Origin of the sequence: Streptomyces tyrfis (genome assembly GCF_037034285.1) — a bacterium.
In the GTDB taxonomy this organism is placed as follows: Bacteria; Actinomycetota; Actinomycetes; order Streptomycetales; family Streptomycetaceae; genus Streptomyces.
Map to the genome: position 1 here is coordinate 112839 of NZ_JBAGJZ010000003.1, position 21260 is coordinate 134098.

Below are 21260 nucleotides of genomic sequence, written 5' to 3' on the forward strand. Positions count from 1 at the left end.
CACGGCCCCGTCCGGGAACGGGAGCGGGGGCCGCCGGCCGGGCGGACCGGCGGCCTCCGTGCCCCGTTCCCGTCCCGCCGCCCCGTGGACGGCGGGCGCCGGGCGGCGGGACGGGTGTCACGGGTGGATCAGCACCTGGGACAGGGCCACCCGGCCCGTGCCGGAGGCCACGACGCGTACCGTGCGGGTCTTGCTGTCCAGGTCCAGGACGGTCGGGCGCAGTGCCTTCCCGTCGACGTGGACGGTCGTGTCGTCGGTGACGACGTCGAAGTCGCCCGTGGTGGCGGAGGCGTCGTTCCAGATCTCGATGCGCCGGATGTGCTTCCTGGCGCCGAGGTCTGCCTGCCACCAGGCGCCCGCCTCGGAGAGGGTGCGGGTGTCGGTGGTGGTGTCGCCGTCCAGGGCCAGCGCCGCGGTGGCGGCTCCCTCGGTGGAGGACTGGGTCGCCGTCCCGGTGCGGGCCAGGTCGGTGCGGAGCGGCTCGACCGGGCCGCCGCGGGCCCCCGCCCGGGCGGCGACGGCGAGCGCCTCGGCCGGGAGTCGGTCCAGTCCGGTGAGGTTGCCGGTCATGACGGAGCCCTCGCCGCCGAGCGCGGGTGCGGCGGTGTCGGTCCAGTTGCCCCGGACGGTGTTGTGCACTCCGTAGTCGGCCCAGTTGGAGACCCACTTGTAGCCGACGCGGGTGACGACGTTGTGCTCGACGAGGATGTGCGAGGACTGCTCGTCGAGGTAGACGCCGTTGCCGTCGCGTTCGGTGTTGCCGAAGGCGGAGCGGTTGATGTAGTTGCCGGAGATCACCGTGCCCGGCTGCGCGCCCTGGGTGTAGATCGCTCCGCCGTCGTGCTGGGCCTTGTCGGTCTCCATGACGTCGGTGATGCGGTTGTCGGTCACCCTGTTGTCGCGCAGGACCGACTTCCGCGCCTCGGGCTGGTTCCAGCCCCAGCCGACGGAGATGCCGGAGTACGGGAGGTGGTCCAGGCTGTTGTGGTCGACGGTCAGCCCGGCCTCGTAGCCGGCCCAGATGCCCACGGAGTCGGTGTACTCGACGCCGGTGCGGGTGATGGTGTTGTACGCGACGGTGTTGCGTTCGCCCGCGAGGGCCCGGACGGGCATCGGCTCGGTGTCGCCGACGTACACCGCGCCGGAGGAGAGGTCGGTGAAGGAGGAGCGGGTCAGGGAGCTGTCCTTGGTTCCCGCCTCCAGGATCGCTCCCGCACCGCCGAGCCGGCCGAAGCGGGCGTCGTCGATGTGGACGCGCCGGCCGCCGCGGACGGTGACGGCGGCGGCCGGCTTGGTGTAGAAGCGGCCCGCGTGGTCGACCGGGCCGGTGGCGCCGGTGAGGGTGAGACCGGCCTGGGTTCCCGCGTAGCCCTCGTCGGTGCCGGGCCGGCGGTACGCCGCGTACGCGAAGCCGATCCCGCCGACGGTGATGTCGTGGGCGCCGTCGATGACGAGCAGTCGCTCGGTGTGCGGGGCGACGGTCCGGGCGCGGCGCATGTCCTCGCCCGGACGCGGCAGGTAGGTGACCGTGCGGGCCTTCGAGTCCCAGACGAACTCGCCCGGTTCGTCGAGGAGTTCGCGGGCGTTCTCGAAGAACGCGACGCCGTTGTAGCGGGCGGAGTCGACGGTGGTGGTGTCCCAGGAGGGGCCGGTGCGGTCGGTTCCGCTGGACGCGTTGGTCCAGCAGGGCCGGGCGAAGGACAGGGCGTCGCCGTCGACCGCGGTGATCCGGCAGTGGTAGTCGCGCCAGCGGATCCGGATGACGGCCTCGGCGTCGGTGGGGCGCCGCCAGTCGGCGATCCCGGTGGCGGTGGCGCCGGTCATGCCGGCGGCGGTGGCGTCGCAGACGCTCGCCGGGCAGGCCGCGCCGCGGGCCCGGACTGCGCGTTCGCCGTCGACGAAGAGCTGCCGGGGCGTGACTCCGGCGGGGACGTCGGCGGTCCAGGCGCCGTCGGCGCCCGGCCGCCAGCCGGTGATGTCCCGGCCGCCGGAGAGGACCGGGCGGGCGCCGGGCGCCGCGGTCCAGGTGATGGTGTGGCCGTTCTTCCCGGAGTCGGCGGCGCCGAGCCGGAGGGGCTGGTCGAGCCGGTACGTTCCGTCCTTCAGCAGGACGCGGACGTCGCGCCGGGTCTCGGCGCGGGCCCGGTCGCGGGCGCCCTGGAGGGTGCAGGGGCGGGCGGCCGTGCAGGCGGCGCCGTGTCCGCCGGGGGCCGCGTACAGGGTGCGTGCGGGCTCCGGTGCGGCCAGCGCCGTGGGCGCGGCGAGGAGGGCGGTCAGCAGGGCGGCGGTGACGGTGGCGGCGGTTCCTCGGACGACGTGCGGGAGACGGCGTGTCACACGGATGCCTTCCAGTCGGGGCGGCCGGGCATGGGCGGGTTCACGGCTCCGAAGAGCCAGTCGCGCAGGAACGGGTCGAGGGACCGGTCGCCGGTGACGTCGACGGTGTGCCGGATGAAGTCCTCGCTGGTGTACGTGGAGTCCTTGAAGCGGCGCACCCACTCGCGCATGACCCGTTCGAAGTTCCGCTGCCCGGTGCGCAGCCGGAGCGCGTACAGGACCAGCGCGCCGCCGTCGTAGATGTTCATGCCGCCGAGCGCCCCGGGGAGTCCGGGCGGGCCGTCGGCGGCGCGGACGGCGTCGAGCTTGCCGTATGTGGTCCGCATCTTGTCGTCGAGGACCGACCAGCCGCGTTCCTCGGCGTACAGGCCCGCGTAGTAGACGGCGGGGCCCTCGTTGAGCCAGGCCTGCTGCCAGTCGTGCGGGGTGACGGAGTCGCCGAACCACTGGTGGACGAGTTCGTGGACCATGGTGGTCTCGTAGCCCGGCCGCCCCTGGGCGTCGGGTTTGAACCAGTTGGTGGAGAACAGGGAGAGGGTCTGGTTCTCCAGGGCGTCGGTGTAGCCGTCGTAGATGTGGACGCCGTAGACGGAGAACGGGTAGCGGCCGAACTTCGCCTCCAGCCAGGCGAGATGGTCGGGGGTGCGGGCCACGATCGGCGCGTAGGCGTCCTCCTGGCCCTGCGGGACGATGTGGCGCAGGGGCAGTCCGCGGTGGCTGGTGCCGTACAGGTAGGAGCCCTTGACGACGGCGATGCCGATGAGTTCGGTGGCCATCCGCTCGCGCAGGGCGAAGTGCCAGACGGTGGAGCCGTCGGCGCGCGGTGTCCGGCGGAGGAGTTCGCCGTTGGCGGTGGCGACGTAGCCCGGCGGGGCGCTGATGTGGAAGGTCCAGGTGGCCTTGTCGGACGGGGTGTCGTTGCAGGGCAGGAAGGTGTCGGCGCGGGAGGACTGGGCGGCGGAGGCGAACCCGCCGTCGCTGCCGAACTTCCAGCCGGACAGGCCGAGCCGGGGGTCCTTGCCGTTGCCCCGGTAGTGGATCTCGGTGGTGAACGCCTGGCCGCGGTGGAGGGGGCGGGCGGGGGTGACGGTGAGTTCCTGGCCGCTGCGGCCGGGCGACAGCTCCCCGCGGGCGGGGCGGCCGGCGACGGTCACGGAGTCGATGGTGTGTCCGTCGGTGTCCAGGTTGAACGCGGAGAGGTCCTGGGTGGCCTTGGCGTGGATCTTCACGACGGCGGTGAAGTCGTAGGTCACCGGGGTGAAGTCGAAGGTGAGGTCGTAGTGGGTGACCTGGTAGCCGCCGTTGCCGAGGGTCGGGAACAGCGGGTCGCCGACGCCGTCCGAGCCGGGCTTCGGGTCGAAGCCGTGCGCGCGGGCGGCGGCGGGCGAGCCGAGGGCGGGGACGGCGGCCGCGGCCGCGACCGCCGCGCCGCCGAACCGGAGAAGTGCGCGTCGCGTCGTCACTTCTTCCCCTTCTGGACGGCTTCCTCGAACTCGCCGCGGGCCTTCTCGCCGCCCTTGGCCAGGTAGTCCTTGATGAGCTGGTCGTAGGCGGACATGGGCTTGCGGCCGGCGATGATGTCCTTGAGCGCGTCCTGCTTGAGCGTGTAGAGGCTGCCGGTGCCCTTCGAGTCCCAGGTGGGTGACGAGTACTGGAGTGTGGGGTCGGGCACCATCATCGGGATCATCTTCGTGAACGCGTCGTGGACGTGCCGGACGCCCTGCTCCGAGTCGGCGCTGAAGATCGCGGGAACCGCCGAGGCCATGAACTTCCAGGGCACGGTGATGTCCTGGGTGCCCTGCTTGGTGAGCGCGGGGTTGCCCTTGGCGTCGCGGGTGAAGTCGGTGCCCTCGACGCCGTAGTTGATGAGTGTGTACTCCTGGCTGCCGAACGGGGAGGCGGCGAAGTCGGCCAGGGCGAGGATCTGCTCGACGCGTTCCCCGGACGCCTTCTTGACGTGGGTGTTCTCCAGCTTGACGTTGTCCATCCAGGCGACGGCGTCCTTGCCGACCGGAACGAACGGGCGCGGGTCGTACGTCTTGTCGATGGCCTTCATGGCGGCGACGTAGCCGACGCCGGGCGCCAGGTAGGTGGGCATGCCGTCGTAGACGTAGGCGCCCTTGCCGTTCTTGAACATGTCCGTGTACTGGGCCTTCTGCGCCCCGGACATCTGGAGGGTGCCCGGGTAGTAGCAGCCCTCCTTGTACAGCAGCCGGGCGGTCTCGACGGCCTTGCGGTACTCCGGCGTCTCCAGGTCGAGGGTGAACTTGCCGGTCTTCTCGTCCAGCCGCCAGGCCGAGGGCGCGCCGGCGGACATGGCGAGCATGGTGGTGGCGCCCGCGATGATGGCGTACTGGTCCTTCTTCGGCCGGGTGAGTTCCTTGCAGAGCTCGACGAACCGGTCGAGGCCGGTGATCTGGTCGAGGCTGGTGACGCCGGCCTCGGCGAACAGGTCGTGGCGGTAGAAGCCGGCGCCGCCGGTGCCGGTGCGGGCGATCGGGATGCCGTAGAGCTTCCCGCCGAAGATCGCGGACTGCCAGGCGGCCTTCGGGATGGCGGCGAGGTTCGGGTAGTCCTTGACCTTGTCCCCGGCGAGGTGCGGGGTGAGGTCGGCGCAGGTGGCCTGGAGGAAGGCGGCCTTGTTGTCGACGCCGCCGCTCTCCGGGTACATGAAGAGGTCGGGCAGGCTGTCGCTGGCGACCATGGTGGAGAACTTGGTGCCGTAGTCGTCGGCGGGGACGGCGGTGATGTCCACCCGGCCGCCGAGCAGCTTCTCGATCGCCTGCCAGGCGGCGTTCTTGCCGCGGGCGGGCGGCGGCGGGGAGAAGGTCTCCATCGTCGCGCTGATCGGCTCCGCGCCCTTGAGCGGGGCGCCCTTCGTGGCGCGCAGCGGCTTGGCCGGGTAGCGGAAGAAGCCCTGCGGGACGCCGGCGGCGGTGCCCTGGAGGTCGGGCGCGAGGCCGATGTTGCGGACGGCGGTGTCGGGGAGCAGCGAGGCGCTCTTGGCCTCGGCCTTCGCGGTCGTTCCGCCGTCGCCGCAGGCGGCGAGCAGCGGGGCGGCGGCCAGTCCGAGGCCGACGCCGGCGCCCATGCGGAAGAGCGTTCTGCGGTTGATGGGGGTGGAGCTCGGCACCTGGATCTCCTTGGGAGAGGGGAGGGAGGAAGTGGGGGGCGGCGGCTTCGCCGAGAGGCGGTCGGGTGGCCCCGGACCGGGCGGCCGTGCGCCGGCGGCGGGTCGCCCGGCGCCTCTCAGCCCTTGATGGCGCCGGTGAGGACGCCCTTGGTGAAGTAGCGCTGGAGGAACGGGTAGACGCAGAGGATCGGTACGACGGCGATCACCAGCACCGCCATCTGCACGGCCTGCTGCGGGGCGAGGACCTCGCCGGCCGAGGCCGCGTTCAGGCTCTGGCCCTGGAGGACGTAGGTGCGCAGCACCATCGGCAGCGGCCACTTGTCGGAGTCGTTGAGGTACAGGAGCGCGTTGAAGAAGGCGTTCCAGTACGTCACCGCGTAGAAGAGGCTGATCACGGCGAGGACGGCCTTGGACAGCGGCAGGACGATCCGCACCAGGATGCGGAAGTCGCCGGCGCCGTCGACCTTGGCGGCGTCGTACAGCTCCTCCGGCAGGTTCATGAAGAAGGACCGCAGGACCACCAGGTTGAAGGCGCTGACCAGGGTGGGCATGACGAGGGCCGCATAGGTGTCGTACAGGCCGAGCCCCTTGACGAGCAGGAAGTTCGGGATGATGCCCGCGTTGAAGAGCATCGTGAACAGGGCCGTCATCAGGATGAAGCGGGAGCCGGTGACGTCGCGCCGGGAGAGCCCGTACGCCATGCCGACGGTGACCAGCAGGCTGGCGAGGGTGCCGAGGACGGTGATGCCGACGGAGACGACCAGGGCCCGGGTGACGACTCCGCCGGTGAAGATGGTGCGGTAGGCGTCCAGGGTGGGGTGGTCGGGCCACAGCACCAGGCCGGAGCTCTTGATGATGTCGGTCTGCGAGGCGAAGCTCGTGCCGATGACGCCGACCAGCGGGTAGGCGACGGCGAGGACGACCACGACCACGGCGACGGCCTTGGCGGCCTGTCCGAGGCGGGTCGGCCGTTCCATCCACGGGGGCCGGCCCTCGGACGTACGGGCGGTGGCGGCCGGGGGCCGCGGTGTGGCGGGGCGCGTCGTGGCGCGCGTCTTCTCAGCGGTCAGCACCGCGGTACACCCCTTCGTGGCCGAGCCGGTGGGCGAACTTGTTCGCGCCGAGGACGAGTGCGGTGCCGATGACCGCCTTGACGAGTCCGACGGCGGCGGCGACGCCCCAGTCGTTGTCCTTGATGCCGTGGTAGTAGACGTAGGTGTCGAGCACCTCGCCCGCGTCGGGGCCGACCGCGTCGCGCTGGAGCAGGATCTGCTCGAAGCCGACGGAGAGGATCTGCCCGAGGTTGAGGATGAGCAGCAGGATCAGCACCGGGGCGATGCCCGGGAGGGTCACGTGCCACAGGCGGCGGGTCCGGCCCGCGCCGTCGATCGCGGCGGCCTCGTACTGCTGTTTGTCGATGTTGAGCAGCGCGGCGAGGATGATGATCGTGCCCCAGCCGGCGTCCTTCCAGGCCACCTGGAGGGTCAGCAGCCAGGGGAAGGCGTCGGGGTCGCTCATCATGTCGTAGCGGGGCAGTCCCAGTCCGTCGAGCACGTCGGGCAGGAGTCCGGCGCCGCCCAGGATCTGCTGGAAGATCGAGACGATGATGACCCAGCCGATGAAGTGCGGCAGATAGACGACGCTCTGCACGAACCGCCGGATGCGGTCGCTGGCGATGCTGTTGAGCAGCAGGGCCAGGGCGACCGGGATCGGGAAGAAGAACACCAGCTGGACGAGGGCGATCTCCAGGGTGTTGAACGTGGCGGACCAGAAGGCCGGTTCGCCGAACGCAGCGGTGAAGTTGGCGAAGCCCACCCAGACGCTGTGCATGTAGCCGAGGTACGGCTGGTAGTCCTGGAACGCCACCACGTAGCCCAGCAGCGGCACGTAGTGGAAGACGACGAAGTACAGCAGACCGGGCAGGGTCAGCAGCAGCATGACCCGGTCGCGCTTGAGCCGCTGGCGGAGCGTCAGCCGGTGGCGCGCGACGACGGGCCGGCCGGTGGGCGGCGGGGGCGTCTCGGCCTCGGGCCGCTTCTCCCGCGGCAAGGGGGGTGCAGTTTCAGCCATGGGGGCGTCCTGTTCGGCTGGGTGGCGCATGGTCGGCCTTCTGGGGCGGCAAGTTAGTAAGCGGTTAACCCAAGCGTCAAGAGACCGGCCGAAAGTCGTCCAGCCCATGAAGCGTCGATCGCAGGAATCCGTAGTGACGAATCCACACATTCGCCTGCTGTCAGGACACTTCACCGGGCGGAGAGCTTGACGGTCAGCCACCACGCTCCTTAGCGTTCCGGTCAACCCATAGAACACGATTACTATCCGGAGGCAGGGTGCGAACCACCGAAGAGGCACCGGCTCATTCCGGTGGCGGGGCCGGAGCGCCGCCCGCGCGGCGACCCCGCACGGTCCTGGCCATGAGCCCCGGGCTCCTCGACGACGTCTTCCCGCCGCCGGTGCGGGCCCGGCTGGAGGAGACCGCCGATCTCCTCCGGCCCCAGGTGATCGGGGATTTCGACTCGCCGGAGGCCGCCGAGGCGCTGGGCGCCGCGGAGGTCCTGCTCACCGGCTGGGGCTGTCCGCCCGTCGACGCCGCCCTGCTGGACCGGGCTCCGGCGCTGCGAGCCGTGATCCACGCGGCCGGCACGGTGAAGACGTTCCTGTCCCCCGTCGCGTTCGACCGGGGGATCCTCGTCTCGTCGGCGGCCTCCGCCAACGCGCTGCCGGTCGCGGAGTTCACCCTGGCGGCGATCATCATGGGCGCCAAACGGGTCTTCCCGCTGGCCGGCCTGTTCCGGACCCGGCGCACCCACCGCACCGGCGCCGACCTCGACCGCCAGCACTGGCTCGGCACGCACGGCCTGACCGTCGGAGTGGTCGGCGCGTCCCGGATCGGCCGCCGGGTCATCGAACTGCTCCGGGTCATCGACGCCGAGGTGCTGCTGTACGACCCCTACGTCGGCGCGGCCGAGGCACAACGGCTCGGCGTCACCCGGACCGACCTGGACACCCTGGTGGCGACCAGCGACGTGGTGACCCTGCACGCGCCCGACACGGCCGAGACCCGGGGCATCGTCGACGCCCGGCGGATCGGCCTGATGCGCCCCGGCACCCTGCTGGTCAACACGGCCCGGGGCCCCCTGGTGGACACCGAGGCGCTCACCGCCGATCTGGTGAGCGGCCGACTGGACGCGGTGCTGGACGTGACCTCGCCGGAGCCGCTGCCGCGCGACCATCCCCTGTGGGACCTGCCGAACGTGTTCCTCACCCCGCATCTGGCGGGGGCCCAGGGCAACGAGGTGGGCCGGCTCGGGGCGCTCGCCGTCGAGGAGCTGGCCCGGTACGCGCGGGGCGCGCCGTTCGACCACCCGGTGCGCCGGGCCGACCTCGGCAGGATCGCGTGAGGCACGTCCCCGCGCGTGCCGGGGCCCGTCGCCGGGGCGGCCTCCGGTGCGGCACGCCCCGGACGCGCCGGGCGGCGAGGGCGCGGCCGGAGGCCGGGGCCGCACGTCGCCCGGGCGGCCCTCCGTCCCGCGACGCGCCGCGCCGGGCGTCGAGGATCCTCCCGCAGAGCCGCGCCCGGCCGCCGCACAGCCCGGCCTCCGGCCGAACGACGCCGGTCCGAGGACAGGCCCTAGGCTCTGCGTCACACCACAGTCACCAGGGGGTGAGCCGGATGCGCCGGCAGAGTTCAGCCGCGGACGGGCAGCGCCGTGCGACGGTCACCGACGTCGCACGACGGGCGGGCGTGTCGACCGCCACCGTCTCCCGCGTGCTCAACCGCAACTACCCGGTCGCCGAGGCGACCCGGGAGCGGGTCGAGGCCGCGATGCGCGAGCTCGGCTATGTCGTCAACGCCCACGCCCGCGCCCTGGCCGGGGTGTCCAACCGCACCGTGGGCATCATCGTCAACGAGCTCATCGACCCGTTCTACGCGTACATCTCGCGCGGTGTGGAGCGGGAGGCGGCGCTGGGCGGGCGGCTGTGCCTGGTGTGCTGCACCCAGGGCGACCCGCAGCGCGAGCTCGCCTTCATCGATCTGATGCACGAACGCAGGGCCGACGCCGTGGTCGTGGTCGGCGGGTCCCTCGCGGACCGCGGCTACACCGCCGAACTGGCCCGCAGGGCGCGGGACCTGGACGCGGGTGGCTCGAAGCTCGTGCTGTGCGGCAGGCCGCCGCTGGGCGAGGGGGTCCCCACCGTCTCGGTGGAGTACGACAACGAGGGCGGCGCCTTCGCCATCACCGACCATCTGCTGATGCAGGGCCACGAACGCATCCTCTACCTGGGCGGGCCGCCCAGGCTCTCCACCACCCGCGACCGGCTGGCCGGCCACCACCGGGCCCTGGAGCTGCGCGGCGTCGCCCCGGACCCGGAGCTGGTCCACGCGGGCGCCTTCAGCCGCGGCTTCGGCTACCGCCGGATGGCCGAACTGCTCCGGGAAGGACCCGACTTCACCGCTGTGTTCGCCGCGAACGACATGGTCGCGGCGGGCGTGGCGCAGGCCCTGGAGGAGGCCGGGGTGCGGGTGCCGGACGACATGTCGCTGGTGGGGTACGACGACATCCCCGTCGCCCAGGAGCTGCGTCCCCGGCTGACCACAGTCCACGTTCCGCTGGAGGAGCTGGGGCGGCAGGCGGTCCGGCTGGCCGTCAGCGGCGGGGACGAGGACGAGTGGCGCGAGCCGGCCACGGGCACCCTGCGGCTGGGCACCCACATCGTGGTACGCGATTCCGTCGCCGCACGACCGCGACGGACCGTCCGGGGGTGACCGGTTACCCCGCGGCCTCCCCCGGTAGGCCATAGAAAACAACAGTAAATTTCCGCCACCCCTTGCGACTCTGTAGCAACCGCTTACATGCTGGCGCCGAGCAGGTTCGTTCCGCACGCCTTCGCCCTTCACCCGTTTCCGCAGGGAGATCTCCGCATGCGCATGCCCTCTGACCCCGCCGGCTCCTCCGCCCGTTCCTCCGCTTCTTCCTTCACCGCGATCTCCGGGCCGGCCGCCCCCTCGGTTCCCTGGTCGCCCGACGGCCTCCGTTCCCGGCGCTCCGTGCTCGCCGCCGCGGTGGGGGCGGGGGCCGGCGCGGCGCTCGCCCTGGGCGCCGGTCCGGCCGTCGCGTCGGCGGCGGCCTCCGCCCCCGGCGGGCACGGCGCCCGGCCGGTCAAGCTGGCGCTGACCGCCCGGCCCGCCGCCGAGGCCGAACGGCTCCGGCTGGGGCAGGCGTTGCGGGGCTCGGAGTTCCAGCCCACCGGCCGCTGCGCCGTGCCGGGAACCCCCGTCTCCCTCACCGTCCAGCCGCACGACGGGGTGCTGCCCACCCTCTGGATCGGCGCCTGGGACTACTACGGAGAGGTCACCGAGCCGCGCTCGTATCCGCTGACCGCCGGCGCCAACACCGTGACGGACCCGCACGGCGGCCCGGTCTATCTGACCCTGACGGGCGACGGCGAGCGGGCCGGCGTGCTGATCCGCTCCGGCACGGTCGCCATGCCGGTCTTCGCGCTCGGCCGCACCACCGAGGCCGACTACCAGCGGCAGCTGGACACGCTCACCGCGTCGCCGTACGTCGAACTGCACGCGCCGCACACCATCATGACGCTCACTCGCGAGGGCGCGCTGCTGTACCGCGACGAGGACCACGCCGCGCTGCTCGCCCTGATGGAGACGATCATCGACTCCCACGCCCGGATCAGCGGTCTCGACGGTTCCCGGCCGGTGCACCGGCGCAAGGCCGGGCCGTACCACTTCACCGAGGTCAGCAAGGTGCCCTCCGGGGTCGGCGCGTACGCGACCCACGGCTACAACGGCTTTCCCCGGGCCTATCTCGACCGGGCGACGACCGTGACCGGGCTGCGCACCCGGGGCTGGGGGCTTTACCACGAACTCGGCCATCTGCACCAGCAGTTCGCCTACAAGCCGGCCGGTCTGACCGAGGTCACGGTCAACATCTACTCGCTGGCCGCGCAGCGCACGCTGAAGCAGCCGTCCAATCTCCTCACCGTCGACCCGAAGACCGGGCTCGACTACTTCCAGTCGGCACGGCAGAAGTTCGGCACGCCGGGGCTGACGTATGAGAAGTCCTTCGGCGCGTACGAGCAGCTCGTCCCGCTGCGTCAGCTGGAGCTGGCCTTCGGCGACGACTTCTGGCCCCGGCTGCACCGGCTGGTGCGCGAGGAGAACCCGCAGTCGCAGTACACCGAGAACGAGAAGCGGTACCGGGCCCTCGCCACCTTCTCCAGCCGGGTCGCGGGCCATGACCTCACGGACTTCTTCGTGCACACCTGGGCGTTCCCGATCGACGCCGTCGGCAGGGCCGAACTCGCGGCGCTGAATCTGCCGGAGCCGCCGGTCGACCCGTCGACGCTGACCGACTGACCACGGCCGACCGGGAGTCACCATGAACCTCAGCAGAAGGACCCTCATCGCGGCGGGCGGCGCCACGGCCGTCGCCGCGCTCACGGCTTCGGCGGGCCCCGCGCTGGCGCGGCCGGCCGCCGCCTCCGCCGCGCCCGCGGCGGCGCCCTCGGACGCGGACTTCGAGGCCCTCCTCCGCCGGGCCGCGACGCTCCTGACCGGCCGCGGCTTCGACCCGCGCGACCCCGACTTCACCGGGGCCGTCGCCGCCCTCGACACCACCGCGAAGGAGCTCTGGAACACCCTGGACCGGGGCGCCGGGCGGGCCGCGCTCTGGCCCGACCTGGTCCCGCAGGACGAGGCGGGCAACTTCGGCCAGAGCTACACCCGGCTGCGCACCCTCGCGACCACGTGGGCGACCGAGGGCACCTCGATGGCCGGCGACCGCGAGGTGGCGGACGCCCTCCTCGCCGCGCTGCGCTTCCTCCACGACACCGCGTACCACCCGGACCGGCGCGAGACCGGCAACTGGTGGTTCTGGGAGATCGGCGCCCCGCGCGCGCTGATGGACTGCTGCGTCGTCCTGCGCGATCTCCTTCCGGCGACGGACCTGGCGGACTATCTGGCGGTCGTCGACCGCTTCTGCCCCGACGCGGACCGCCGCACCAACTCCCCCGCGCTGGCCGAGACCGGCGCGAACCGCACCGACAAGGCGGTGATCGTGGCGCTGCGCGGCCTGCTGGGGCGGGACGCCGCCAAGCTGGTCTCGGCCCGCGACGCGCTCTCCGACGTGCGCGACGGCGGCCGCAACAGCCTCTTCCGGTACGCGACGTCGGGCGACGGGTTCTACGAGGACGGTTCGTTCGTCCAGCACGACGTGGTCGCCTACACCGGTTCCTACGGCGTGGTGCTGCTGGGCGGCGCCGCCTTCCTGCTGGCGCTGCTCGCGGACTCCCCCTGGGCGGTCGCCGACCCGAAGGTGTCGGTGATGTACGAGGCCGTCGAGCGGACCTTCGCCCCGGTGGTCTTCGACGGTCTGATGATGGACGCGGTGCGCGGCCGGGCGGTCTCCCGGGAGCGCGCCGGCGACCACCGCGACGGCGCGACCGCCGTCGGCGCGATCCTGCTGCTCGCGTCCGGCGCCCCCGCAGCGTACGCCGAACGCTGGCGGTCGCTGGTCAAGGGGTGGCTGACCCGCAACCGCACCACCCCGTTCGCGGCCCTGGCGACCGTGCCCCAGCTCGCCCTGGCGAAGGCGGTCCTGAACGACCGTTCCGTCCCGGCCGGGGCGCGCACCACCGGCAGCGCCGTCTTCGCCGACATGGACCGCGTGGTGCACCGCCGCCCCGGCTGGGCCTGCGCGCTGTCGCTCTCGTCGAAGCGGATCTCCGCGTACGAGGCGGGCAACGGCGAGAACCTGCACGGCTGGTACACCGGCGACGGCATGACGTACCTGTACACCGGGGACGACCTGGGGCAGTTCAACGACGGCTTCTGGCCCACCGTCGACCCGTACCGGCTGCCCGGTACCACCGTGGACACCCGCCCGCGGGCCGATCTCGGCACGGGTTCCGGCACCTCCACCTACTGTCCGGGGAACGCCGTCGCGGGCGGGGCGGTGCTGGACGGACGGTACGGAGCCGCCGCGATGGAGCTGTTCGGCGCCCCCGGCACCACGCTGCGGGCCAGGAAGTCCTGGTTCCTGCTCGACGACGCGGTGGTGGCGTTGGGCGCGGGCATCACCGCGGACGACGGGCACGAGGTGGAGACGGTCGTCGAGAACCGCAACCTCGGCGCCCGCGGCCGGCACCGGTTGCTGGTCGACGGCGTCCCCCGGCCGGCGGAGCAGGGCTGGTCCCACTCCTTCGCGGGGGCGCGGTGGGCGCATCTGGACGGGGTGGGCGGCTATGTCTTCCCCGGCGGGTCGCCGCTGCGCGCGCTGCGCGAGGAGCGCACCGGCACCTGGCGGTCCGTCAACACCGGTGCGGACACCGGGGGCGGCGCCGATCCGGTCACCCGCCGCTATCTCACGTTGTGGATCGGCCACGGGGTCTCCCCCGCGGACGCCGGATACACCTATGTGCTGCTGCCCGGCGCGACGGCCGCCGCGACCTCGGCCTGGTCGCGTTCGCGGCCGGTGCGGATCGTCGCCAACGACGCCGTCGCGCAGGCCGTGGAGATGCCCCGGACGGGTCTCACCGCGGTGAACTTCTGGGCGGCGGGGACCGCGGCCGGGATCACCTCGTCCGGCCCGGCCTCGGTGCTGGTGCGCCGCCGGGGCCCCCGGGTCTCGGTGGCGGTCTCCGATCCGGGCCGGACGTCCGCCGCCGTCTCGGTCGAACTCCCCTTCCGCACCGGGGCGGTGGTCGAGAGCGACGACACGGTGGCCGTCACGGCGGGCCGCCGGACCGTGCTCACCATCGCCGTCGGCGGCTCGCGCGGCCACACCCACCGGGCCGAGCTCGTCCGGTAGCCGCCGGTCACCGCCCTTCCCTTCCCGTCCCGACGTCCTTCCCACCGATCCTCCGAGGAGCAGCACCACCATGTCCGTCGCCCCGCATCTGCACCTGCCCCCGACCGACCGGCTCCTGTCGTCCCGCACCGGCTGGACCCGGGCGCACTGGGAGGCGACGGCCGACCGGATGCTGGAGGCGCTGGCGCCGTACGCGACCCCCGGCCTCGCCCAGTACCGGCTGCCCGGCCGCGGCAGCTGGTCGGGGGTCGTGTCGGACGGTCTCGAAGGGTTCGCCCGGTCGTTCCTGCTCGCCGCCTGCCGGATCGCGGGCGCGGGCGGGGCGGTCGACCCGGCGCTCGTCGAACGCTACGCCGCGGGTCTCGCGGCGGGCGCCGACCCGGGGAGCGCCGAAGCCTGGCCGCGCCTGACGGACTGCTCCCAGCAGATGGTGGAGGCGGCGTCGGTCGCGGTGGCGCTGCACGAGACCCGGCCGTGGATCTGGGACCGGCTCGACGCGAGGGTGCAGGAACGGGTCGTCGACTGGTTCTCCGGGTTCGTCGGCGGCCGCACCTGGGACAACAACTGGCGGCTGTTCCAGGTGGTGTCGGAACAGTTCCTGGCCTCGGTCGGCGCTCCCCACAGCCGGTCCGACATCGAGGGCGGTCTGGACCGGATCGAGGACTGGTACGTCGGGGACGGCTGGTACACCGACGGCGACGGCCGCAACTTCGACTACTACATCGGCTGGGCCATGCATCTGTACCCGCTGCTGTGGTCGCGGATGGCGGGCGCCGACGACGGCGGCCGGACCGAGGTCTACCGGCAGCGGCTCAGCAGGTTCCTGGAGGACTATCCGCACTTCTTCGGCTCGGACGGCGCACCGGTCCATCAGGGGCGTTCCCTGACGTACCGGTTCGCCGCGCTGGCCCCGGTGTGGATGGGGGCGCTGGCCGACTGCACACCGCTCGCCCCGGGCCTCACCCGCCGCCTGGCGTCGGGCACGTTGCGGCATTTCGTCGAGCGCGGTGTGCCGGACGAGCGGGGGCTGCTGACGCTCGGCTGGTACGACGCCTTCCTGCCCACCACCCAGCCGTATTCCGGCCCCGCGTCGCCGTACTGGGCGAGCAAGGGCTTCCTCGGGCTGCTGCTTCCCGCGGACCATCCGGTGTGGACGGCACGTGAACTCCCGCTGCCCGTCGAGGAGTCGGACCAGTACACGGCGCTGCCCGCGCCCGGCTGGCTGCTGCACGGCACCCGCGACGACGGCATCGTGCGGCTGATCAACCACGGCAGCGACCACAATCCCCCGTACGGCGAGGGCGCCGACCCGTCCGAGGGCACGCACGACCCGCACTACGCGGCGCTCGCCTTCTCGACGGCGACCGCCCCGGAGTCCGCCCCGCACGCCGTGGCCCGTCACCTCGACGGCCATCTGGCGCTCGTGGCCCCGGACGGCGCCCCGTCGCCGCGCCGTCGCATCCATCCGCTGCGCTGCGAGGGCCGGGTGGCCTCCTCGTGGTACGCGGCGAAGCTCCCCGGTGACGACCGTCCGTACCGAATCGAGACGACGAGCGTGCTGCACGGCCCGTGGGAGATCCGGGTGCACCGCGTCGAGGCGCCCGAGGGGGCGGTGGTGCGCGAGGGCGGCCACCCGGTCGCGCACACGGAGAGCCCGTACGCCCTGTCCGGTCCCGACTGGGCACTGGCCCGTACGGCGGACGGTCTGAGCAGTGCCGTGGTCGCGCTGCACGGCTGGGACGGCGGCGCGGAAGGGGCGGCCGTGGCGCGCGACGTCCAGTCCAACGCGTACGGTCCGCGCTCGGCGATCCCGTATCTGAGCAGCCGGCCGCACCCGGGAGGGCGCAGCGTCCATGTCTCGCTGATCGCCCTCTCCCGGGACACCCTGCATCCGGAGGCGCTGCGGGACGCGGTGCGGGTGAGCGCGGGCGCGGATTCGGTGGTGCTGACGTTCCTGGACGGCACGACGGTCGAGGTCTGAGCGCGGACGGGGCACGAGGGCGCGGGCCGCGGGGTCCCGCCGGTGCGCCGGCCGCGTGCCGGGCGGTCAGATCCCGGTGCCGATGCCCTCCCGCTGGTCGATGTGGCCGACGAGCTCCCGCGCCAGGGACTTGATCGTGTCGAGCCCGGTCCTTCCCCAGGAGCGGGGCACCGTGTCGACCGCGCAGACCGCGCCCAGGGCGACGCCCGTGCGGTCGATGAGCGGGGCGCCGAGATAGGAGCGGATGCCTATGTCGTCGACCACCGGGTTGCCCGCGAAGCGCGGATAGTCGCAGACGTCCTCCAGCACGAGCGCCTTGCGCCGTACGACGACGTGCGGGCAGTAGCCGCGGTCCAGGGCCACGTACCTGCCCGCCCGGCTGCTGCCCGCGGCCACCGCGCCCAGGTCGGTTCCCTTGTGGACGCCGGTCGGCGTGTGCAGCCCGGCGAAGAACTGCCGGTTGCCGTCGATGAAGTTGACCATGGAGAAGGGCACGTCGGTGACCTCGGCCACCCGGTCCGCGAACGCGTCGAAGTTGTCGAACGAGGCGTCGGCGCGCTCCCCGAGACCGAGCGTCCGCAGCCGGCGGGTGCGGACGGCGGCGTCGTGGTCGACGGGCGTGAGCAGCAGCCGGTCGGAGACGGGCCGCCGGGTCATGAGCGGGCTCCGAAGGCGGTGAGCGGGTCGGGCACGGCGGCGGTGGCGTTGATGAGGTGCTGGACGAGGGTGACCAGCGCCCCCGTGCCGGAGCTGGCGATCCGGGCGTCGCACCGCACGACCGGCACGTCGGGCCCCAGGTCGAGCGCGGTCCGCACCTCCTCGGCCTCGTAGCGGTGGGCGCCATCGAACTCGTTCACCGCGACGATGAAGCCGATGCCGCGCCGCTCGAAGAAGTCGACGGCGGCGAAGCACTCGGTGAGCCGCCGGGTGTCGGCGAGCACCACCGCTCCCAGCGCGCCCTGGGAGAGCTCGTCCCACATGAACCAGAAGCGCTCCTGGCCGGGCGTGCCGAACAGATAGAGGACGTGCCGCTCGTCGAGCGTGATGCGGCCGAAGTCCATGGCCACGGTGGTGGACGTCTTGGACTCGACGCCGTCGAGATTGTCCGTCGCGGCGCCTGCCTGGGTGAGCAGTTCCTCCGTGCTCAGCGGCGCGATCTCGCTGACAGCGCCGACGAACGTCGTCTTGCCGACGCCGAACCCGCCCGCCACCAGCACCTTGAGCGCGACCGGGAAGCCCTCGGGCGCGCCGGGGCCGGTGTCCGTGCCGACGCCGCGGTCCGGGGCGTGTCCACCGCCGGGGGCGGGGAGCGTGCCCATGCCGTAGGAGCCGCCGGGCCCGCCCGGTCCGAGGGGATCGTACGGCGCTGTGCTGTCGTAGGACCCGGCGGGATCGCAGGACGCGGCGGATTCGTAGGGCGCTGCGGGGTCGTAGGACCCAGCGACTTCCCGGAGCCGACCGGCGGAATCATGGGCCCCGGCGGCGCCCGGGAACGCGCCGGAGCGGTGCACAGGGCCGGAGCCCGCGTACCCGCCGGCACGGCCGAGGTCTCCCGGAACCGAAGGACGGTCGGGGTCTCCCGGGGTCCCGGGACGGTCGCGCCCTCCCGGGATCCCGGAAGGCGAGGGGAAGATGTGGCCGCCCGGCGCCCCGTGAGCCCAGTGGGTCCCCTGGGCCGCGTGGGGCTCATGGCTCACGTGACGTCGCCGGAGATCGTGCGTTTCCTGGAGTCCATGGCTTCCGGGCCGTCCGTGGTCTCCGGAGCGTGCGCCGTCGTCGTACGCGGCGGAGCTGCCGAAGCCGTCAGAGCTGTCGTCGTAAGCCATCGAGCACTGCCTCCAGCAGGGATCGGTCGGTGGGCGTGTCATGGAAGGCGGGCGGATGCGCGGTGACTGCCCCGCAGTCCACCAGATCGGAGACCAGTACCTTGGTGACGACCGCGGGCAGCCGCAGGTGCGCGGCGATCTCGGCCACGGACGTGGGCCCGCCGCACAGCCCCAGCGCGACGGAGTGCTCGGGACCGAGCGGGGCCGGTGGTTCGGCGCCCGTGGCCCTCACCAGGGAGAGCAGGTCGAGCACGGTCGTCGGACGGGTCCTGCCGTTGCTCACGGTGTACGGGCGGATGAGCCGCCCGGCCGCGTCGTCGAGCAAGGGCCCGTCCTGCGACAGCGGCACTCTCACAGCCCCGTGACGCTCGGTACCACGGCCGGCTGTCTGGCCGGGGTCATCAGATAGGGCCGGACGCTCTTGACCAGCATGGTCATCTCGTAGCCCAGCACGGCGGCGTCCGCCTCCCGCCCGGCGAGCACGGCGAGGCAGGTGCCCGAGCCCGCCGTGGAGACGAAGAGCAGGGTCGAGTCCAGCTCGACCACCACCTGGCGCACGTCGCCGTTGTCCCCGAAGCGGGCCCCGGCGCTGCGGCCGAGCGAGTACAGTCCGGCGGCCAGCGCGGCCATGTGGTCGGCGCTGTCGCCGTCCATGCCGTGGAGGGATTTCACCAGCCCGTCGGCGGAGAGCAGGACCGCGCTGCGTGTGTACGGCACACGCTGCACCAGCCCGCTCAGCAACCAGTCGAGGTCCGACACCTGACCGGACGGCATATCGGTCGCCATGGCGCATCTACTCCTTGGGGATGTTCGCTTCGTGGGGATCGCCCACCGGGGAGGGACCCGCGCCCTGGCCCGGGGCGGGGCGGTGCGGGGCGAACGGCGTCGTCCGCACCCGGACCGGAAGGGGTTCGGGCGCGGTGCGGGACTGCCGGTCGCGGGGCGTCGCCCGGTCGGGGACCGGTTCCGCGCCCGGGCCGCCGGGCCCTGCCCCGCCGCCCGTCTCGTACGCGTTCCGGACGTCGGACTCGCTCCGGACCCCGCGCTCGCCGCCGGCCTCGGATTCGCTCCGGGGCTCGGACTCGCTCCGGGCCTCGGCCAGATCGATGCCGCGCCGGAAGGCCGCCATGAGACCGGGGTCGTGGAGTGCGTGATCGTCCTCGGGACGGGGTGCCGGGGGCTGCCTGAGCTGCGGCGCCAGGTTCTCCTGGTGGGTGCGCCTGGGCAGTCGGGGCCGATCGGCGGCGCGGGCTGCCCCGGACCGGGCGTCGGCCGCCGACGGCCCGTCGTCCGGGTACCGGGTGCCGGGGCGCGGCTCGTCCGGGGCGGATTGGCCGGGACGCCGGGCGCGCGCGGGCAGGCCCAGCGGTTGGCTCGGGACGTACGGCTGCCGCCTGCTGCCCGGCCGTGCGTCGGCCGCGGGGCCGGAACGCGGGGCCGGGTCGGTGCCCGGCGGTGCGCCGTCGTCCGGTGGGCGACGGGGGTCCGCGCCCGGTCCGGCGCCCCCCGGCCGGTGCCCGGTCCGGCCCCGGTGCGCGTCGTCGTTCTGACGCGGGTTCGGGTGCGGGGCGCCGCCGTCATGGTTCCGGCGCCGGTCCGGAGCCGCGGGGGCGTCGGGGACGGGCCGGCGGAGGGTCTCGGCGCCTTGCCCGGCCGATGGGCGGTGCCCGGGGCCGGGGTTCGGCAGCGGTGTCGCGCCCGTCTCGTCCGGGACGTCGTCGTCCGCGCCCAGCAGGGTGCGGGGCAGGACGAGCACGGCCTGGGTGCCCCCGTAGATGTTGCTCTGCAGCCGTACCGCGATGCCGTGTCGGCGGGACAGGGACGCGACGACGAACAGGCCGATCCGGCCGTCCTGCAGCAGACGGGCCACATTGACCTGGTCGGGGTCGGCGAGCAGGGCGTTCATCCGCTTCTGCTCGTCGCCCGGCATGCCCAGGCCCCGGTCCTCGACTTCGAGCGCCAGCCCGGCGGTGACCTGTTGGGCGCGCAGCAGCACCTGGGTGTGCGGGGCGGAGAACACCGTGGCGTTCTCGACCAGTTCGGCCAGCAGATGGATGACGTCGGCCACGGCGTGACCGCGCAGGGTGCCGTGGATCGGCGGGACGAGTTTGACCCGGGGGTACTGCTCGACCTCGGCGATCGCCGAGCGCAGGACCTCGGTCATGGTGACCGGGCTGCTCCACTGCCGCCGCGAGACGGCGCCGCCGAGAACGGCGAGGTTCTCCGCGTGCCGCCGGATGCGGGTGGCGAGATGGTCGACGTGGAAGAGGCCCTTGAGCAGATCGGGGTCCTCGACCTCGTGCTCCAGCTCGTCGAGCAGCTGGATCTCGCGGTGCACCAGCGACTGCAGCCGGCGGGCGAGGTTGACGAAGACCTCGACCTTCTGCTCCTCGCCGGTGTGGTCGGCGAGCCGGGACGCCTCCACGACGGCGACGACGGCGAACTCCTGGTGACGGCCCAGCTCCTGCGCGAGGAGCTCGAAGGCGTCGCCGCCGGGGGCGGCCTGCTGCACCGGGCGCCGGGCGGGCATGGACTCGCCCTTGCGGAGGTGTTCCACCACCTGTTGCAGTTCGGCCCGGCCCTGGGCGCTGGTGCGGCGGAGCGCCAGGCACCGGCCGAAGACGGTGGTGGCGACCCGGTTGGCGGCGAGGTACGCGGACAGCACGGCGGCGAGCGCCAGGGCGCCGGCACCGCCCAGGGCGATCCACAGCGGCGTGGACGGCCGGGCCCCGGTGACGCGGATGGTGCAGACGACCGCGGCGGCCCCGCTCAGCGCCGCGACGACCGCCGGCAGCACCGCGGTGCGCAGCATCCGAGGGCGTATGCGCGTCTCGGGGGACGGCTGGGCGGGGCGGGGCCTCGCGGAGGCCGCGTGGGAACGGTTGCCCGGTCGGCCGTGCCGACCGCCCTCGCGGCGTTCCGGTCGCGCCTCGGGTGCGCGAAGTTGAGACATCAGTGTCCTCGGTGCGTGCGGCGCCGGCGATCGGCGTCCAGGTGTGAGCCCCTGCGGTGCTCGGTCGGGCTCGGTCCGGCGGTCGGGCGGGCTCGTCCATGGAAGCCCACCGTTGATCGCCGGGCACACACGGTAGTCGTCAATCGCGTATGCGCGACGGGCAGTTGTCGAACTTGCCCGCCATCCGTCCCACTCCGGTGTGACG

At 73.2% G+C, this 21260-nt stretch carries 15 protein-coding genes; 5 read left to right on the forward strand and 10 right to left on the reverse strand.

Annotated features, from left to right (window positions below):
* Positions 1 to 117 precede the first annotated feature (117 nt).
* The 5 genes from WA762_RS03690 to WA762_RS03710 all read right to left on the reverse strand — a co-directional run bounded on the left by WA762_RS03690 (position 118) and on the right by WA762_RS03710 (position 7540).
* Positions 118 to 2337: a right-handed parallel beta-helix repeat-containing protein gene (locus tag WA762_RS03690; protein ID WP_335932829.1), complete on the reverse strand. Its 2220-nt coding sequence runs from the start codon at positions 2335 to 2337 to the stop codon at positions 118 to 120.
* Positions 2334 to 3800, reverse strand: a complete 1467-nt coding sequence (locus WA762_RS03695; RefSeq protein WP_335932830.1) for a M1 family metallopeptidase — start codon at positions 3798 to 3800, stop codon at positions 2334 to 2336. Before WA762_RS03695 ends, WA762_RS03690 begins: the two co-directional genes overlap by 4 nt.
* Positions 3797 to 5470 carry a type 2 periplasmic-binding domain-containing protein gene (locus WA762_RS03700; RefSeq protein WP_335932832.1) on the reverse strand — a complete coding sequence of 558 codons (1674 nt, stop codon included), beginning with the start codon at positions 5468 to 5470 and terminating at the stop codon, positions 3797 to 3799. Before WA762_RS03700 ends, WA762_RS03695 begins: the two co-directional genes overlap by 4 nt.
* A gap of 116 nt (positions 5471 to 5586) precedes the next feature.
* Positions 5587 to 6447 (reverse strand): carbohydrate ABC transporter permease, encoded by an 861-nt coding sequence (locus tag WA762_RS03705; RefSeq protein WP_335933021.1) that lies wholly within the window; start codon positions 6445 to 6447, stop codon positions 5587 to 5589.
* An 82-nt stretch (positions 6448 to 6529) separates the two neighbouring features.
* Positions 6530 to 7540: an ABC transporter permease gene (locus WA762_RS03710; RefSeq protein WP_335932833.1), complete on the reverse strand. Its 1011-nt coding sequence runs from the start codon at positions 7538 to 7540 to the stop codon at positions 6530 to 6532.
* Positions 7541 to 7881: 341 nt separating this feature from the next.
* Between WA762_RS03710 and WA762_RS03715 the strand changes: the two genes are divergently transcribed.
* The 5 genes from WA762_RS03715 (at position 7882) to WA762_RS03735 (ending at position 16276) form a co-directional block, all read left to right on the forward strand.
* Positions 7882 to 8868 carry a hydroxyacid dehydrogenase gene (locus tag WA762_RS03715; protein ID WP_335932834.1) on the forward strand — a complete coding sequence of 329 codons (987 nt, stop codon included), beginning with the start codon at positions 7882 to 7884 and terminating at the stop codon, positions 8866 to 8868.
* A 272-nt stretch (positions 8869 to 9140) separates the two neighbouring features.
* Positions 9141 to 10235 carry a LacI family DNA-binding transcriptional regulator gene (locus WA762_RS03720; protein ID WP_335932836.1) on the forward strand — a complete coding sequence of 365 codons (1095 nt, stop codon included), beginning with the start codon at positions 9141 to 9143 and terminating at the stop codon, positions 10233 to 10235.
* 156 nt (positions 10236 to 10391) lie between these two features.
* Positions 10392 to 11843, forward strand: a complete 1452-nt coding sequence (locus WA762_RS03725; RefSeq protein WP_335932837.1) for a M60 family metallopeptidase — start codon at positions 10392 to 10394, stop codon at positions 11841 to 11843.
* A 22-nt stretch (positions 11844 to 11865) separates the two neighbouring features.
* A complete protein-coding gene (locus tag WA762_RS03730) occupies positions 11866 to 14295 on the forward strand; it encodes a polysaccharide lyase 8 family protein (RefSeq protein ID WP_335932838.1) in 2430 nt (809 codons plus the stop codon).
* Between the two features lie 70 nt (positions 14296 to 14365).
* Positions 14366 to 16276, forward strand: coding sequence for a DUF2264 domain-containing protein (locus WA762_RS03735; RefSeq protein WP_335932839.1), 1911 nt, complete (start codon positions 14366 to 14368; stop codon positions 16274 to 16276).
* A gap of 66 nt (positions 16277 to 16342) precedes the next feature.
* Here WA762_RS03735 and WA762_RS03740 read toward each other — a convergent pair whose 3' ends face one another.
* The 5 genes from WA762_RS03740 to WA762_RS03760 all read right to left on the reverse strand — a co-directional run bounded on the left by WA762_RS03740 (position 16343) and on the right by WA762_RS03760 (position 21055).
* On the reverse strand, positions 16343 to 16933 hold the full coding sequence (locus WA762_RS03740; protein ID WP_335932841.1) for a GAF domain-containing protein: 591 nt from the start codon (positions 16931 to 16933) through the stop codon (positions 16343 to 16345).
* Complete coding sequence (locus WA762_RS03745) at positions 16930 to 17595, reverse strand: GTP-binding protein (protein WP_335932842.1); 666 nt, start codon at positions 17593 to 17595, stop codon at positions 16930 to 16932. The genes WA762_RS03740 and WA762_RS03745 overlap by 4 nt, the downstream gene beginning before the upstream one ends.
* A gap of 484 nt (positions 17596 to 18079) precedes the next feature.
* Entirely contained in the window at positions 18080 to 18451 is a 372-nt protein-coding gene (locus tag WA762_RS03750; protein ID WP_335932843.1) for a DUF742 domain-containing protein, read from the reverse strand.
* A 2-nt stretch (positions 18452 to 18453) separates the two neighbouring features.
* Positions 18454 to 18888, reverse strand: a complete 435-nt coding sequence (locus tag WA762_RS03755) for a roadblock/LC7 domain-containing protein (protein ID WP_335932844.1) — start codon at positions 18886 to 18888, stop codon at positions 18454 to 18456.
* A gap of 7 nt (positions 18889 to 18895) precedes the next feature.
* On the reverse strand, positions 18896 to 21055 hold the full coding sequence (locus WA762_RS03760) for a sensor histidine kinase (protein WP_335932845.1): 2160 nt from the start codon (positions 21053 to 21055) through the stop codon (positions 18896 to 18898).
* Positions 21056 to 21260: the final 205 nt, after the last annotated feature.